Origin of the sequence: Aminobacter sp. Piv2-1 (assembly GCF_037625995.1) — a bacterium.
In the GTDB taxonomy this organism is placed as follows: Bacteria; Pseudomonadota; Alphaproteobacteria; order Rhizobiales; family Rhizobiaceae; genus Aminobacter.
Genome location: NZ_JARKMU010000001.1, coordinates 758,369 through 774,863 on the forward strand (window position 1 = coordinate 758,369; position 16,495 = coordinate 774,863).

Below are 16,495 nucleotides of genomic sequence, written 5' to 3' on the forward strand. Positions count from 1 at the left end.
TCGTTGAAATGTTTTGTTCGAAATTTTTGAACCGAGCGGCTATGTGCGCATTGTCTTGCGGACAACTGGCCGCTATCTGTCGGTCCATGGTGCACTGCACAATGAAGGGACGGACGGGACTCAAGGGGTACCAAAGTGACTTTGCTTGAGGTTTATTGGAGAGCCCTCCGCTACCTTGCCGCCGATGGCAAGAAGGTTGCGCTGATCTCCGCTGCCAATATCGTGTTGGCCATCGTGACCATTGCCGAGCCGATCCTGTTCGGTCGCATCATCGATGCGATCGCCGGAAAATCGGAAGTTGTGCCGACCATGGCGCTCTGGGCGAGCTTCGGTGCGTTCAACATCGTCGCCTTCGTTCTGGTGGCGCGCGGTGCAGATCGTCTCGCCCACGCGCGCCGTGCCGAAGTGCTGTGCCAGTCCTTCGAGCGCGTGATCACCATGCCGCTTGCCTGGCACCAGAAGCGCGGGACGTCGCATTCGCTGCACACGCTGCTGCGCGCGGTGGACTCGCTGTTCACCCTGTGGCTCGAATTCATGCGCACGCACCTGTCGACCGGTGTAGCGCTGCTGCTGCTCATCCCTACCGCCTTCGCGATGGACGTGCGCATGTCGATGGTGCTGATCGGCCTCGGCGCCCTCTATGTTGCCATCGGCCGCCTTGTCATGCGCAAGACCAAGGAAGGTCAGGCGATGGTCGAGCGCCATCATCACCAGGTGTTCTCGCACGTCTCCGACTCCGTCAGCAACGTCGCGGTGCTGCAGAGCTACAACCGCCTCGGCCAGGAAACCGAGTCGCTGCGCAACTACGTGCGTGCGCTGATCACGGCGCAGAACCCGGTGCTCGACTGGTGGGCGCTGGCTTCCGCCTTGCACCGGCTGTCGTCGACGGTCTCCATGATCGTGGTGCTGCTCATCGGTGCCTATCTGGTGGCGCGCGGCGAGCTGCGCATCGGCGACATCGTAGCGTTCACCGGCTTCGCCACCTTGCTGATCAGCCGCCTCGATCAGGTTTCCAACTTCGCCAACCAGATTTTCGACGCTCGCTCGAAGCTCGAGGAATTCTACCGCATGGAGGATTCCGCATCCGATAATCGCGAGCCCGACGGCCTGCGCGATCTGGACAGCGTCACCGGCCACGTCCGTTTCGACAATGTTAGCTTCGAGTTCCCGAATTCCGGTCAGGGCGTGACGGATGTGTCCTTCGAGGTGCGTGCCGGCCAGACGGTCGCCATCGTCGGCCCCACCGGTGCCGGCAAGACGACCCTCATCAATCTCTTGCAGCGCGTGCATACGCCCGAGCATGGCCGCATCCTGATCGACGGCGTCGACACCCGCACGGTGACGCGGAAGTCGCTGCGTCATTCGATCGCGACGGTGTTCCAGGACGCGGGTTTGCTCAACCGCTCCATCGAGGACAACATCCGTGTCGGCCGCGCCGGCGCGAGCAACGAGGAGGTCCACGCCGCGGCGGCTGCCGCTGCGGCGCAGGACTTCATCCTGTCCAAGAGCGAAGGCTACGACACCTTCGTCGGCGAGCGCGGCGGAGCCCTGTCGGGCGGCGAGCGCCAGCGCATCGCCATCGCCCGCGCCATCCTCAAGAGCGCGCCTATCCTCGTCCTCGACGAGGCGACGAGCGCCCTCGACGTCGAGACCGAGAACCGCGTCAAGGCGGCGATCGACATGCTGCGCGAAGGTCGCACGACCTTCATCATCGCCCACCGCCTCAGCACGGTCCGCGACGCCGACCTCGTGGTCTTCATGGATCGCGGCCGCATCGTCGAGATGGGCGGCTTCGGCGAGCTGTCGGCACGCAACGGCCGCTTTGCGGCGCTGCTCAGGGCAGGTGGCCTGCTCGACGACGAGGAAGTCCGTCGCGTCACCCACATCGAAGAGGCCGCCTGAGCGTTCGCCTCTGCGTCTGAATACCTTGCGGGGCGTCCTCGGTCTGGCCGGGGGGCGCCCCGCTCGCTTTGCCCCGCGACGCTGCGGCCGATTGCGGAGGAGGGCCGGGGCGGCTATGTAGCGTGCATGACCCAGACGACCTCTCAGGCTTGGCGTTTCAGCGATCTCGCCAACCCGACGCGATTCATCGCGCTGGTGGACAAGGTCGTGCCCTGGCTGGCAAGTGCCGCCGCGCTCGTGCTCGCGGTCGGGCTCTATCTCGGCTTTACCGCCCCGGGCGACTACCAGCAGGGCGTTACCGTCCGCATCATGTACATCCACGTGCCTTTCGCCTGGTTGGCGATGATGTGCTACACGGTGATGTCGATCTCGGCGCTGGGCACGCTGGTCTGGCGGCATCCCCTGGCCGACGTGGCGCTCAAGTCCGCGGCCCCCGTGGGCGCGGTCTTCACGGCGCTGGCGCTGATCACCGGTTCGATCTGGGGCAAGCCGATGTGGGGCACCTGGTGGGTGTGGGACGCCCGCCTGACCTCCGTCTTCGTGCTTTTCCTGATGTATCTCGGCATCATCGCGCTGACCCGCGCCCTCGACGACCCGGCGCGGTCGGCGCGCTCGGCGGCGGTCATCACGCTCGTCGGCTTCGTCAACATTCCGATCATCAAGTTCTCGGTCGAGTGGTGGAACACCCTTCACCAGCCGGCCTCGGTCTTCCGCCTCGACGGCCCGACCATCCATCCGAGCCTGCTCTGGCCCCTCATGGTCATGGCGCTTGGCTTTACCCTTCTGTTCTTCACGCTGCATCTAATGGCGATGCGGACGGAAATCTGGCGCCGACGGGTGATGGCCATGCGCCAGATCGCGGCACGAAGGGCTGATCGCCGCCAGTCCTGAACCGCCGAAAACGGGAGGAAGACATCATGTGGCCCGATCGACGCATTCTTGATCTCCTGGGCCTCGAGCTTCCGATCCTGCAGGCGCCGATGGCGGGGCCGATCGATTCCGAGATGGTCATCGTAGTGTCCGAGGCCGGCGGCCTCGGCGGCCTGCCCTGCGCGCTGATGACGCTGGAAAAGGCGCGCGCCGAACTCGGCATCATCCGCCAGCGCACCTCGCGGCCGATCAACGTCAACTTCTTCTGCCATGAGCCGCCGCGCGAGAACGTTGCACGCGAATCCGCGTGGAAGAAGCGGCTCGAGCCGTTCTATGTCGAACTGGGGCTCGACCCGACAGCGCCTGCGCCGCGTACGGGACGCGCGCCCTTCGACGACGATTTCTGCGCCATGGTCGAGGATTTCCGGCCGGAAGTGGTGAGCTTCCATTTCGGCCTGCCCGAGAGCCGGCTGCTCGACCGGGTCAAGGCGACGGGCGCGAAGGTGCTGTCGTCCGCCACCACGGCCGACGAGGCGGTCTGGCTCGAGCAGCGCGGCTGCGACGTCATTGTCGCCCAGGGCGCCGAAGCCGGCGGCCATCGCGGCATATTCCTGACCAACGACGTCGCCAACCAGGCGGGCACGTTCGCGCTCGTGCCGCAGGTGGTCGATGCGGTGAAGGTGCCGGTGATCGCCGCCGGCGGCATCGGCGACGCGCGCGGTATCGTCGCCGCGTTCGCCCTCGGCGCCTCCGCCGTCCAGATCGGCACGGCCTACCTGTTCTGCCCTGAGGCCAAGGTGCCGGCGCCCCACAAGGCTGCGCTCGGTTCCGCCAAGGACGATTCGACGGCGCTGACCAACATCTTCACCGGCCGGCCCGCGCGCGGCATCGTCAACCGCGTCATGCGCGAGGTTGGACCGCTGTCCGACATGGCCCCCGACTTTCCCCTGGCGGGCGGTGCGCTGGCGCCGCTCAGGGCGGCATCGGAGCCGAAGGGCTCGGGTGACTTCATGTCGCTCTGGTCGGGGCAGGCGGCGCGCCTGGGGCGCGAGATGCCGGCCGGCGAGTTGACGCGCACCCTTGCCGCCGAGGCGCTGGCGCTGTTCCCCAAACTCTCCGGATAGGAAGGCGCGCTACCTCGCGGTCAGCGTGCGCCGAACCGCCTCCTGCCAGCCTTTGAGCTTGGCCGCCCGAACCTTGGCGTCCATGGCCGGCTTGAACTGCCGGTCGAGCGCCCAGGCCTTGGCGAACTGCTTGGCCTTGGGCCAGACGCCGGCGCGGGAGCCGGCGAGCCAGGCGGCGCCGAGGGCGGTGGTTTCCAGCACCGTCGGCCGGTCCACCGGCGCGTCCAGGATGTCCGCCAGCCGCTGCATGGTCCAGTCCGAGGCGACCATGCCGCCGTCGACCCGCAGCACCGTCTTTCCGTTGCCCTGCTTCCAGTCCTTCTTCATGGCGTCGAGCAGGTCGCGGGTCTGGTAGGCGACGGACTCTAGCGCGGCCCGTGCGAACTCCTCCGGCCCGGTGTTGCGGGTGAGGCCGTAGATCGCGCCGCGCGCATCGGCATCCCAGTGTGGCGCCCCGAGCCCGACGAAGGCCGGCACGAGGTAGACACTCTGGGTACCGTCGGCCTTGGCGGCGAGCTCGCCGCTGTGCTTGGCCTTGCCGATCACCTTGATGCCGTCGCGCAGCCATTGCACGGCTGCGCCGGCGGCGAAGATCGAGCCCTCTAGCGCGTAGGTCGTCTTGCCGTCGAGGCGATAGGCAATGGTGGTCAGGAGGCGGTTTTTCGAGCGCACGACATCGCCGCCGGTGTTGAGCAGGGCGAAGCAGCCGGTGCCGTAGGTCGACTTCATCATGCCCGGTTCGAAGCAGGCCTGGCCGATGGTGGCCGCCTGCTGGTCGCCGGCGACGCCGAGGATAGGGATTTCGGTGCCGAACAGCGCTTTCTCCGTCGCGCCGTAGTCGGCCGCGCAATCCTTGACCTCAGGCAAAAGGGCCGCGGGGATGCGCAGGATGTCGAGCAGCTCGGCATCCCATTCGTTCTTCTCGATGTTGTAGACCAGCGTCCGCGACGCATTGGTGGCGTCGGTCGCATGAACCTTACCGCCGGTGAGCCTCCAGATCAGGAAACTGTCGATGGTGCCGGCGAGCAGCTCGCCGCGTTCCGCGCGCTTGCGGGCGCCCTTCACCTTGTCCAGCAGCCAGGAAATCTTGGTCCCGGAGAAGTAAGGGTCGAGCAGCAGGCCGGTCTTGCGGGTGAATTTCGGCTCCAGCCCCTGCTTCTTGAGCTTCGCGCAGAGGGGCGCCGTGCGCCTGTCCTGCCAGACGATGGCGTTGTGGATCGGCTTGCCGCTTGCCTTGTCCCAGATCACGACGGTTTCGCGCTGGTTGGTGATGCCGATGGCAGATATCTCGGCGGCCGTCTTGCCGGCCTTCTTCAAGGCCGTCCTGCAGGTCGAGACGACGCTTTCCCATATTTCCTCGGGGTCGTGCTCGACCCAACCCGAGGCGGGAAAATGCTGGGCGAATTCCTTCTGCCCAACGCCGGCCACCTTCATCGATCCGTCGAACACGATCGCCCGGCTGGACGTCGTGCCCTGGTCGATCGCCAAGACGAAACCGCTCATGTCCCTCTCCTGCAGTCACCTATGAATAGGGGAGGCGGCTGGCGCCGTCTCCCCCAATGGTCCGCCGGGCGAAGTTCGCCCGATGGCTTAATCGTTCCAGCTCTTGACCAGTTCGTCGTAGTTGACGGTGATCGGCTTTTCCTTCTCGTTTTCGACCTTCAGCTGCGGTGCGAGACTTCCGTTCTTGACCGCCTCCGCATTCCAGTAGGCGAGATCCTTCTCTTCCGCCAGCTTCGGGCCGATGTCGCCCTGGATGCCGGCACGTTCGAGACGCCCGAGCACCTTTTCCTGCTCAGCGCAGAGCGAGTCCATCGCTTCCTGCGGTGTCTTGGCGCCGGATGCCGCGTCGCCGATCGCCTGCCACCACAACTGCGCCAGCTTCGGATAGTCCGGCACGTTGGTGCCGGTCGGGGTCCACTGCACGCGGGCCGGCGAACGGTAGAACTCGATCAGGCCGCCGAGCTTGGGCGCACGCTCGGTGAAGCTCTGGTGGTCGAGCGTCGACTGGCGGATGAAGGTGAGGCCGACATGGCTCTTCTTCACGTCCACGGTCTTCGAGGTGACGAACTGCGCGTAGAGCCAGGCGGCCTTGGCACGATCGTCAGGCGTCGACTTGAGCAGCGTCCACGAGCCGGCGTCCTGGTAGCCCAGCTTCATGCCGTCCTTCCAGTAGACACCATGCGGCGACGGCGCGAACCGCCACTTGGGTGTCCCGTCGGAGTTCACGACCGGCAGCCCGTCCTTGACCATGTCGGCGGTGAAGGCGGTGTACATGAAGATCTGCTGGGCGATCTCGCCCTGCGCCGGCACCGGACCGGATTCCGAGAAGGTCATGCCCTGCGCTGCAGCGGGAGCAAACTTCTTCATCCATTCCAGATATTTTTCGATGGAATAGACGGAAGCCGGGCCGTTGGTGTCGCCGCCGCGCGCGACGCAGGAGCCGACCGGACGCGAATTGGCGTCGACCTTGATGCCCCACTCGTCGACCGGCCTGCCGTTCGGGATGCCCTTGTCGCCATTGCCGGCCATCGACAGCCAGGCATCGGTGAAGCGCCAGCCGAGGGACGGGTCCTTCTTGCCGTAGTCCATGTGGCCGAAGACCTTCTTGCCGTCGACCTCACGCCCCGTGAAGAACTCGGCAATGTCCTCATAGGCCGACCAGTTGACCGGCACGCCGAGGTCGTAGCCGTACTTGGCCTTGAAGTCGGCCTTGTTCTTGTCGTCGTTGAACCAGTCGTAGCGGAACCAGTAGAGGTTGGCGAACTGCTGGTCGGGCAGCTGGTAGAGCTTGCCGTCGGGGGCAGTGGTGAACGACTTGCCGATGAAGTCGTCGATGTCGAGGTTGGGGTTGGTGACGTCCTTGCCCTCGCTGGCCATCCAGTCGGTCAGGTTGCGGGCCTGCTGGTAGCGCCAGTGGGTGCCGATGAGATCCGAGTCGTTGACGTAGGCGTCGTAGATGTTCTCCTTCGACTGCATCTGGGTCTGCAGCTTCTCGATCACGTCGCCTTCGCCGATCAGGTCGTGCGTCAGCTTGATGCCGGTGATCTCGGAGAAGGCCTTGGCGAGCACCTTCGATTCATATTCGTGGGTAGCGATCGTCTCGGAGACGACCTTGATCTCCATGCCGGCGAATGGCTTCGCCGCATCGATGAACCACTGAAGTTCCTTTTCCTGGTCGGCGCGGGACAGGCTGGAAAGCTCCCCGATCTCCGTGTCGAGAAACTTCTTGGCCTCCTCCATGCCGGCATAGGCATTGCTGGCGCCCAGAACGAGGGCAAGCACGCTTGTTGACGTCAATATTCTCAGTCGCATTGCAGTCCTCCCAAAACAAAGTTGCAATTGCTGGAGCCGCGGCACTTGCCGTGGCCCCAATCCGTCCCCCTCAGACGTAGCGGAACACGCCGATGGCGTAGACCACTGCGAGAGCGAGAGCCCACCACAGGTTGGGTCCGACCAGACCCAGCCATGCGAGTTGAATGAAGGCGCTGCCGAGCAGCGACACGAACAGCCTGTCGCCGCGGGTCGTCTCGAAGCGCAGGATGCCGACCCGCGGGTTGCCGCCGGGCGAGAAATACTCCCAGACGGCCATGCCCACGAGCATCAGGAAGATGGTAATGAAGAAGGTGGCCGTCGGAAGCGTCCATGCCATCCACGAGAAGTTCATGGTCGTTGCTCCTCAGACGCGGCCCAGGGCGAAGCCCTTGGCGATGTAGTTGCGGACGAACCAGATCACGAGCGCGCCGGGGATGATGGTCAGCACGCCGGCGGCGGACAGCACGCCCCAGTCGAGACCGGATGCCGATACGGTGCGGGTCATGATCGCGGCGATCGGCTTGGCTTCCGTGGTCGTCAGCGTGCGGGCGATCAGCAGTTCGACCCACGAGAACATGAAGGTGAAGAAGGCGGCCACGCCGATGCCGCTCGCAATCAGCGGTATGAATATCCTGAGGAAGAACCGCGGGAAGGAATAGCCGTCGATGTAGGCGGTCTCGTCGATCTCCTTGGGCACGCCCGACATGAAGCCTTCGAGGATCCACACGGCCAGCGGCACGTTGAACAGGCAGTGGGCGAGCGCGACCGCGATGTGCGTGTCGATCAGCCCGAAGGCCGAATAGAGCTGGAAGAAGGGCAGGGCGAACACCGCAGGCGGCGCCATGCGGTTGGTGAGCAGCCAGAAGAACAGGTGCTTGTCGCCGAGGAAGCGGTAGCGCGAGAAGGCATAGGCAGCGGGCAGCGCGACCGTGATCGAGATCACGGTGTTCATGACCACGTAGATGATCGAGTTGATGTAGCCAGAATACCAGGACGGGTCGGAGAAGATGACTGCGTAATTGCGCAGTGTCGGGTTCTGCGGCCAGAGCGACAACGGGCCCAGGATCTCCTGGTTGGTCTTGAAGCTCATGTTGATGAGCCAGTAGATCGGCAGCATCAGGAAGACGATGTAGAGGGTCGGCACCACCCACCAGAAGCGCGATTCCTCTCCGCGCCGCTTCATGCGGCGGGCAAGGGCGTCGTTCGAGGTGCCCCCGCGCTGCGATGCCGTCGCGATTTCTGCGGTTCGCATGACGCCGTCCTTGTCTGCATTCACGGCAGTTTCCGTTGCACCGTTCATCTCAGCGCCCCGCGTCGTAGTTGGTCATGACCGTATAGAAGACCCATGACAGGAGGAGGATGATGAGGAAGTAGATGATCGACATCGCCGCGGCCGGACCGAGGTCGAACTGGCCGACCGCCATCTTGACGAGGTCTATCGACAGGAAGGTGGTCGAGTTGCCCGGGCCGCCGCCGGTGACGACGAAGGGCTCGGTGTAGATCATGAAGGAGTCCATGAAGCGCAGCAGCACGGCGATCAGCAGCACGCGCTGCATCTTCGGCAGCTGGATGTAGCGGAACACCGCCCAGCGCGAGGCGCCGTCGATCTTGGCCGCCTGGTAGAAGGCGTCGGGGATCGAAACGAGGCCGGCATAGCAGAGCAGGACGACCAGGCTCGTCCAGTGCCAGACGTCCATGACGACGACGGTGACCCAGGCATCGAATGGGTCGTTGACGTAGTTGTAGTCGAAGCCGAGCGCCGACAGCGTGTAGCCGAGCAGTCCGATGTCGATGCGACCGAAAACCTGCCAGATCGTGCCGACGACGTTCCACGGGATGAGCAGCGGCAGCGCCATCAGCACCAGGCAGACCGGCACACCCCAGCCTTTGCGGGGCATGTTGAGCGCGATGAAGATGCCGAGCGGGACCTCGATTGCGAGGATGATTGCCGAGAAGATGAGGTTGCGGCCCATCGCCTGCCAGAAGCGCTCGGAATTCAGGATCTCCTCGAACCACTCGCTGCCGGCCCAGAAGAATTCATTGCCTCCGAACGTGTCCTGGACGGAGTAGTTGACCACCGTCATCAGCGGGATGACCGCCGAGAAGGCCACCAGCACCAGCACCGGCAGCACCATGAACCAGGCTTTGTTGTTCCAGGTCTTTTCCATGGTCAGGCTCCCATCTCGACGCGCCAGGACTTGTCGTAGAGGTTGATGCCGGCCGGATCGAAGCTGACATGCGGGTCGGCCGGCACGTTGTCGTCTTCGCCGATAACGGCCGCGATCTCGCGGCCTTCGAGCCTGGCGCGCACCACCTTGTGGCGGCCGATGTCCTCGACCTTGTGGACCGACACGGGCATGCCGCTGCCGCCGACCCGCACATATTCGGGCCGGATGCCGAGCTCGATCGCGCCTTCGGCAGCCTGCGGCGTGCCCGGCAGCTCGATGACGTGTCCGCCGATCCGCGCCTGCCGGCCCTCGACCGACACGGGCATGACGTTCATGCCGGGCGAACCGATGAAATAGCCGACGAATGTGTGCCTGGGACGCTCGAACAATTCGGCCGGCGTTCCGATCTGGACGATCTCGCCGTCATACATGACGACGACCTTGTCGGCGAAGGTCAGCGCTTCGGTCTGGTCGTGCGTGACATAGACCATGGTGTAGCCGAAGCGGCGGTGGAGCTGCTTGAGCTGGGATCGCAGCACCCATTTCATATGCGGGTCGATGACCGTCAGCGGCTCGTCGAACAGGATTGCGTTGACGTCGGAGCGCACGAGCCCGCGCCCGAGCGAGATCTTCTGCTTCTGGTCGGCGGTCAGCCCGCGGGCCTTGCGCTTGGCCCAGCTCGCGAGGTCGATCATGTCGAGCGTCTCGCGCACCTTGCGGTCGACCTCGGCTTCGGCGACGCCGCGGTTGCGCAAGGGGAAGGCGAGATTGTCGTAGACCGTCATGGTGTCGTAGATCACCGGGAACTGGAACACCTGGGCGATGTTGCGCTCCTGCGTCGACAGCCGCGTGACGTCGTGTCCATTGAACAAGAGCTGCCCGTGCGAGGGGTGCAGCAGGCCCGAGATGATGTTGAGCAAGGTGGTCTTGCCGCAGCCGGACGGGCCAAGCAGCGCATAGGCGCCGCCGTCATCGAAGGTATGGTGCACTTCCTTGAGGGCGTACTCCTTGCCCGACTTAGGGTTGGGGCCGTAGGCATGGCGGATGTGGCTGAGGTCTATGCGTGCCATCAGTTCCTCCTAAGCGGCCAGCTGTTGCGCGGGCATGGCGGCGCGCCCTTCGGCGTCGAACACCATGACGTGGCGCGGATCGATGAACACTTCGATCGTCTCGTCGGGCTCGATGTCCCTGATGCCGTGGGCAAGCATCACCCACCGGGCATCGGCGAAATTGAGATGCACGAAGCTCTCCGAGCCGGTGATTTCCGTGACCGAGACCTTCGCCCTGACGCCCACCGCGTCCGCGGTGCGCTTCTCGAAGGAAAGATGATGGGGCTGGAAGCCGATCGTGTAGCTGGCATCGGCGATGCCGGCCAGTTCGGCCGGAACCGGAAGGCTGACGTCGCCGTCGATGAGGAAGGCGCCGCCGCTCTTCTTCAAAACGATGGTGTTGAGCGGCGGATCGGCGAAGGTCCGGGCGGTGATCAGGTCGTTCGGCTTGCGGAACACTTCGATCGTCGGACCGAACTGGGTGATCCTGCCCTCCGAAAGGGTCGCGACATTGCCGCCGAGCAGCAGCGCCTCGTGCGGCTCGGTCGTGGCGTAGACGAAGATCGCGCCGGTTTCGGCGAAGATCTTCGGCAGTTCGGCGCGCAGCTCCTCGCGCAGCTTGTAGTCGAGGTTCGCCAGCGGCTCGTCGAGCAGCACCAGCTTGGCGTTCTTGACTATGGCCCGGGCAAGCGCGGTGCGCTGCTGCTGGCCGCCGGACAGGTTGAGTGGCGTACGGTCGAGATAGGGCGTGAGCTTGAGCAGTTCGGCGGCGCGCCGGACCTCGCGGTCGATGCGCCCCTTGTCGGCGCCGGCGACGCGCAGCGGCGAGGCGATGTTGTCGTAGACGGTCATCGCCGGGTAGTTGATGAATTGCTGGTAGACCATGGCGATGTTGCGCTTCTGGACCGGCACGCCGGTCACGTCGACGCCGTCGAACCAGACGGAGCCCGACGTCGGCTTGTCCAGCCCGGCCATCAGCCGCATCAGGCTGGTCTTGCCCGAAAGTGTCGGCCCCAGGAGGACGTTGAGGCTGCCGTGCTGAAGCGTGAGCGACGCGTCGCGGATATGGTCCGCGCCCGCCACTGTCTTCGTTACATTCCTGAGTTCCAGCATTGTTTGCCTCCTCCCGTGGGCAGAACCAGGCCCAAGGCCTATTCCGCCGCGGCGTTGCGTACGCCCGGGCTTATTCCGTGCAGAAATTCTTCGAGGACCGCCTTCTGCTCCTTGCCGAGCTTCAGGCCCCGCTTGGTGCGCCGCCACAATATGTCGTCGGCGGTGACGGCCCATTCCTTGTCGACCAGGTAGCGGACCTCGGCTTCGTAGAGGTCGGCGCCGAAGTTGCGCCCGAGGTCGGCTTCGGATTGCGCCAGTCCCAGCAGCGCCTTCGCCCGCGTTCCGTAGAGCCGGGTCAGGCGCCGCGCCAGGCGCATGTCCAGGAACGGATAGGCGGCCTTCAGCTTGACAACCTCGGCATCGAAGGCGGTCGCCTCGAACTCGCCGCCGGGCAGCGCCGCGGTCGCGGTCCAGGGCTGGCCTTTCCGGCCGAGGTGCTTCTCAATGATCTCGAGCATCGACTCGGCGAGGCGCCGGTAGGTGGTGATCTTGCCGCCGAAGATGTTGACGATCGGCGCCTGGCCGTTGCCGCCGTCTGCCTTCAGCACATAGTCGCGTGTCGCTTCCTGCGCCTTGCTGGCGCCGTCGTCGTAGAGCGGGCGCACCCCGGAATAGGTCCAGACGATGTGCTCGGGCTTGACCGGCTCGGCAAAATACTCGCTCGCCGCATCGCAGAGATAATCGATCTCGGTTTGGCTGATCCGGGCGCTGCGCGGGTCGCCGTCATAATCCTGGTCAGTGGTGCCGATCAGGGTGAAGTCATCCTCGTAGGGGATGGCGAAGATGATCCGGCCGTCTTTGTTCTGGAAGAAGTAGGCGCGCGGGTCGTCGAACTTCTTGCGCACCACGATGTGGCTGCCCTGCACGAGCCGTACGTTGTGGACATCCTGCCCGACCGTTTCGGCCAGAACCCGGTCGACCCAGGGGCCGGCGGCATTGACGATCAGCCGTGCCTTGATCTCCTGGACGGCGCCGCTGCGCAGGTCCTCCGTCCTGACGACCCAGTGGCCGTTTTCACGCCGGGCGGCCGTGACCTTGGTGCGGGTGCGGACGATGGCACCGCGGTCGGCCGCGTCGCGGGCGTTGAGCACCACGAGGCGGGCGTCGTTGACCCAGCCGTCCGAATATTCGAATGCGCGCCTGAAGATCGGCTTCAGCGGCTTGCCGGCCGGGTCGCTGCGCATGTCGAGCGTCCGCGTGGCGGGCAGGAGCTTGCGGCCGCCGATATGGTCGTAGAGGAAGAGGCCGAGCCGCAGCAGCCAGGCGGGCCGCAGGCCCTCCGCGTGAGGCAGCACGAAACGCATCGGCCAGATGATGTGCGGCGCGTTCTTCCACAACACTTCGCGTTCCATCAGTGCCTCGCGCACCAGCCGGAACTCGTAGTGCTCGAGGTAGCGCAGGCCGCCATGGATGAGCTTGGTCGAGAACGACGACGTGCCGCTGGCGAGGTCGTCCATTTCGGCGAGGTAGACCGAGTAGCCGCGCCCAGCAGCGTCGCGTGCGATCCCGCACCCGTTGATGCCGCCGCCGATGACGAAAATGTCGTGCAATTCGGGTCCGCCCACGCCTTCGTCGCCTTTTCGCAGTGCAGCAAAATCATGCCTTTTCGAAGAATGATTTGAGGTAAAGCGAAACTCGAACGAATGTCAAACGAAATGTATCGCGCTACGTTACGTCAACTGGGTCGTGCCTGTGGACACCAAAAGCCGGACGGCCGGCGGCATTGCCCCGGGCCTCTGGGGATCGGACGGAACGGTCGATGGGCCAGCAACTGTGCGGTTGATGTACGGAAGGTGGTTGCGGTCTGGCGCGCGGGCAAAGGGCGCGAAACGGGCCAGGTCGGCCCATTCAAGGCCGGCTGGCATGAGGATGTTCGTTTTGAGATGACAAAATACAAAACGAAACTGAATTTTGTACCATGGCCGGGCCACTCGGTCCGGCCATGCAGCGCATCAACGGGCAGATGCGATCGCAGTGCCGTCGGCGTCGAACAGCGAGGTCTTGATGCCGTCGATGGCGATGCCGACGGTCTCGCCGATGCGCACGCTGGTATCGGCCGGCGCGCTGACGTTGATCAGGCCGAGCCGGTCGTTGCGGACGAAGACGCTGGTGTTGCCGCCGAGATATTCTGCGACCTCGACCGTACCGCGGCAGTTGCCGGCCTCGGGCGCGACCAGGCTGAGATGTTCGGGACGGGCGCCGAGCTGGGTAGGTATGCCTGAAAAGGCGAGGGACAGCGTGCCCTGTCCGGAGAGGTCGAGGCTGCCGTCGCCTGACGGCGCGCAGGCGAGCACGTTCATCTTGGGGCTGCCGATGAACTGGGCGACGAACAGGTTTGCGGGATGCTCGTAGAGTTCGTGCGGGCTGCCGTGCTGCATGACGCGGCCTTCCTTGAGCACGACGATGCGGTCGGCCAGCGTCATCGCCTCGACCTGGTCGTGGGTGACGTAGATCATGGTGGCGCCGAGCGAGCGGTGCAGCTTGGCGATTTCGAGACGCATGTCGACGCGCAGTGCGGCGTCGAGGTTGGACAGCGGCTCGTCGAACAGGAAGGCGACCGGCTGGCGCACGATGGCGCGGCCGATGGCGACGCGCTGGCGCTGGCCGCCCGAGAGCTGGCGCGGGTAGCGGTCGAGCAGGTGGGTGAGCTTCAGCGTGTCGGCGGCCTGGTCGACCTTGGCCTTGATGGCGTCCGACGACAGTTTGGCCAGCTTCAGCCCGAAGCCCATGTTCTGGCGAACGGTCATGTGCGGGTAGAGCGCGTAGGACTGGAACACCATGGCGAGCTGGCGCTCGACCGGCGGCGCCTTGGTGACGTCGCGGCCGTCGATCATGAGGCGGCCGGACGTTGTTTCCTCGAGGCCGGCGATCATGCGCAGCAGCGTGGACTTGCCGCAGCCGGACGGGCCGACGATGACGACGAATTCACCGTCCGAGATGTCGAGGTCGAGATCCCTGATGATCTCGGTGCCGCCGTAGCGCTTGCCGGCCTTTTGGAGTGAAATCGTACCCATAGAACCTCCTGGGGAACTCTTTTTTCTGCACATCGACACGAAAACCGCAGGGGTTCGGGCCGATGTGCATGTCAGCCCTTGACCGCGCCTGCCGTCATCGAGCCGCTGATCTGGCGATACATGACGAGGCCGAGCAGCATCGGCGGCAACGCGCCGACGATCATGACGGCCGAGGCCACGCCCCACTGCACGCCGCCGCCGCTGGCGGCGAAGAAGAACGAGGCGCCGACGGTGATCGGCACTGCCTTGGACGTGGTCAGCATCAAGCCGAACAGGAACTCGTTCCAGGCGGTGATGAAGCCGAAGATCAGGCTGGTGACGATGGCCGGGCGGCAGAGCGGCGCGATCACCTTGGTCAATATCTGGAAGCGCGTCGCTCCGTCCATGAGTGCTGCCTCGTCGAGCTCGCCCGGCAGGTCGCGGATGGCGTTGACCAGGATGACGAGGGCCAGCGGCAGGTTGACGATGGTCAGGATCAGGCCGAGGCCGAGGCGCGTGTCGAGCAGCGAAAGCCACTGGAACATCATGTAGAGCGGGATGGCGAAGATGATCAGCGGTACGGCGCGCAGGTTGACGATGAAGGGCAAAAGCGTGCGTTCGCCGACCTTGCCGCGGGCGATGGCATAGGCCGCGGGCAGGGCAAGCGCCACGGCAAGCAGCGTGCCGAGGGCTGCGACCGCGACGCTGTTGGCGAGATAGAGGAAGATGTTCAGCCGGTCGGAGACGGTGAAGACGGTGGCGTAGTTGTCGAGCGTCGGGGCGTAGACCCACAGGCCGGGATTGGTCGACAGCTCGCGGGCGCTCTTGAACGAGGTCGACAGCGTCACGAGGATCGGGAAGTTCATCGCGAAGGCCGCGATTGCGAAGACGATCCAGCGAAGGGCGTTGATCATCAGCGGGCTCCCTTGCGGCGGGCGGCAATGGCGTTGAGGCCGTAGAGCACGGCGAACGACACGGCGAACAGGATGACGGAAGCCGCGACTGCCTTGCCGATGGCGCCCTGCTTGAAGAAGGCCTCGTAGATGTAGATCGACAGCGAAGCGGTGGAGCCGCCGGGGCCGCTGCCGGTCAGCACATAGACGTTGTCGAAGACGCGGAACCCATCGATGAAGCGGATGAGCAGGGCGACCACGATGGTCGGCGCCATCAGCGGCAGCTCGATGTACCAGAGCCGGTGCCGGTAGCGCGCGCCGTCCATGGCGGACGCCTCGACGATCTCCTTGGGGATGGCCTGGTACGCCATGTAGAAGAGCAGGAAGGCAAACGGCGTCCACTGCAGCGTCTCGACGACGATGAGCGTCCAGAAGGCCGAGGCGGGGCCGAGGAACGAGAAGCTCGCGCCGAACCAGGTCCAGAGATAATAGGGCACCGGGCCGACGAATTCGTGCAGCACGAGGCGGTACATCAGGCCAACGAGCGCGGGTGCCACCATCAGCGGCAGCATCAGGATCGCCATCAGCCAGCTGCGCTTTTCGATGAGCGGCGACAGGAAGATGGCGAGGAACAGGCCGAGCGCGCATTCGAGCAGGGCGGTGAGCATGCCGAAGCGGAACGAGAACCAGCTCGCCTGCCAGAACGACGAGTCGTTCCAGACGGCGGCGAAGTTGGAGAAGCCGGTGATCTCGGGGCTGCGGAGCGTCTCGAAGCTGACCTCGGAGACCGAATAGACGAGATTGACGACCGCCGGGAAGCCCAGGAAGACGAGCAGGAATAGCACCAGCGGCGTGGCCAGCAGGCGGAATTCGGACGAGGGGGCGCGTTGCGATAGCGTTGTCATCAATCGATCTAAGGCTGGCTTTCCAAATGGAAGCAATGGTCGCTGGCCGGACCCGGCGGCGGTGTCATGGTCATCGAGACCGAGGCGACAGGCTCAGGATTCGGCACCTCGGACCCGCACGGGCGGAAAAGGTGCCAGGATCGCCCTGCCATGCTCAGGGCAT

Annotated in this window: 14 protein-coding genes; 3 read left to right on the forward strand and 11 right to left on the reverse strand. The window is 64.9% G+C overall.

Annotation, left to right across the window (positions count from 1 at the left end; genetic code table 11):
• Positions 1-135 precede the first annotated feature (135 nt).
• The 3 genes from AmiPiv_RS03630 (at position 136) to AmiPiv_RS03640 (ending at position 3,896) form a co-directional block, all read left to right on the forward strand.
• Positions 136-1,902: a glucan ABC transporter ATP-binding protein/ permease gene (locus AmiPiv_RS03630; RefSeq protein WP_340035872.1), complete on the forward strand. Its 1,767-nt coding sequence runs from the start codon at positions 136-138 to the stop codon at positions 1,900-1,902.
• Positions 1,903-2,028: 126 nt separating this feature from the next.
• On the forward strand, positions 2,029-2,793 hold the full coding sequence (locus AmiPiv_RS03635) for a heme ABC transporter permease (protein ID WP_340035873.1): 765 nt from the start codon (positions 2,029-2,031) through the stop codon (positions 2,791-2,793).
• Between the two features lie 26 nt (positions 2,794-2,819).
• Positions 2,820-3,896 carry an NAD(P)H-dependent flavin oxidoreductase gene (locus tag AmiPiv_RS03640; protein ID WP_340035874.1) on the forward strand — a complete coding sequence of 359 codons (1,077 nt, stop codon included), beginning with the start codon at positions 2,820-2,822 and terminating at the stop codon, positions 3,894-3,896.
• Positions 3,897-3,905: 9 nt separating this feature from the next.
• On the opposite strand, the gene glpK is transcribed toward AmiPiv_RS03640, so the two are convergent.
• The 11 genes from glpK to AmiPiv_RS03695 form a co-directional block, all read right to left on the reverse strand.
• Positions 3,906-5,399, reverse strand: a complete 1,494-nt coding sequence (glpK, locus tag AmiPiv_RS03645) for a glycerol kinase GlpK (RefSeq protein WP_340035875.1) — start codon at positions 5,397-5,399, stop codon at positions 3,906-3,908.
• 87 nt (positions 5,400-5,486) lie between these two features.
• Positions 5,487-7,211 carry an ABC transporter substrate-binding protein gene (locus AmiPiv_RS03650; protein WP_340035876.1) on the reverse strand — a complete coding sequence of 575 codons (1,725 nt, stop codon included), beginning with the start codon at positions 7,209-7,211 and terminating at the stop codon, positions 5,487-5,489.
• 70 nt (positions 7,212-7,281) lie between these two features.
• The gene (locus AmiPiv_RS03655) at positions 7,282-7,563 is read right to left on the reverse strand and encodes a DUF2160 domain-containing protein (protein WP_340035877.1); all 282 of its coding nucleotides are present in this window, start codon (positions 7,561-7,563) and stop codon (positions 7,282-7,284) included.
• Between the two features lie 12 nt (positions 7,564-7,575).
• Positions 7,576-8,511: a carbohydrate ABC transporter permease gene (locus tag AmiPiv_RS03660; RefSeq protein WP_445206887.1), complete on the reverse strand. Its 936-nt coding sequence runs from the start codon at positions 8,509-8,511 to the stop codon at positions 7,576-7,578.
• A 1-nt stretch (position 8,512) separates the two neighbouring features.
• The gene (locus AmiPiv_RS03665) at positions 8,513-9,379 is read right to left on the reverse strand and encodes a carbohydrate ABC transporter permease (RefSeq protein ID WP_340035880.1); all 867 of its coding nucleotides are present in this window, start codon (positions 9,377-9,379) and stop codon (positions 8,513-8,515) included.
• Positions 9,380-9,381: 2 nt separating this feature from the next.
• Positions 9,382-10,449: an ABC transporter ATP-binding protein gene (locus AmiPiv_RS03670; protein WP_340035881.1), complete on the reverse strand. Its 1,068-nt coding sequence runs from the start codon at positions 10,447-10,449 to the stop codon at positions 9,382-9,384.
• Between the two features lie 9 nt (positions 10,450-10,458).
• A complete protein-coding gene (locus AmiPiv_RS03675; RefSeq protein WP_340035882.1) occupies positions 10,459-11,541 on the reverse strand; it encodes an ABC transporter ATP-binding protein in 1,083 nt (360 codons plus the stop codon).
• Positions 11,542-11,579: 38 nt separating this feature from the next.
• Positions 11,580-13,106: a glycerol-3-phosphate dehydrogenase gene (glpD, locus tag AmiPiv_RS03680; RefSeq protein ID WP_340035883.1), complete on the reverse strand. Its 1,527-nt coding sequence runs from the start codon at positions 13,104-13,106 to the stop codon at positions 11,580-11,582.
• Positions 13,107-13,493: 387 nt separating this feature from the next.
• The gene (locus AmiPiv_RS03685) at positions 13,494-14,555 is read right to left on the reverse strand and encodes an ABC transporter ATP-binding protein (protein ID WP_340035884.1); all 1,062 of its coding nucleotides are present in this window, start codon (positions 14,553-14,555) and stop codon (positions 13,494-13,496) included.
• Positions 14,556-14,626: 71 nt separating this feature from the next.
• A complete protein-coding gene (locus tag AmiPiv_RS03690) occupies positions 14,627-15,448 on the reverse strand; it encodes a carbohydrate ABC transporter permease (protein ID WP_340035885.1) in 822 nt (273 codons plus the stop codon).
• Positions 15,448-16,332, reverse strand: a complete 885-nt coding sequence (locus AmiPiv_RS03695; RefSeq protein WP_340035886.1) for a carbohydrate ABC transporter permease — start codon at positions 16,330-16,332, stop codon at positions 15,448-15,450. Before AmiPiv_RS03695 ends, AmiPiv_RS03690 begins: the two co-directional genes overlap by 1 nt.
• Positions 16,333-16,495 lie beyond the last annotated feature (163 nt).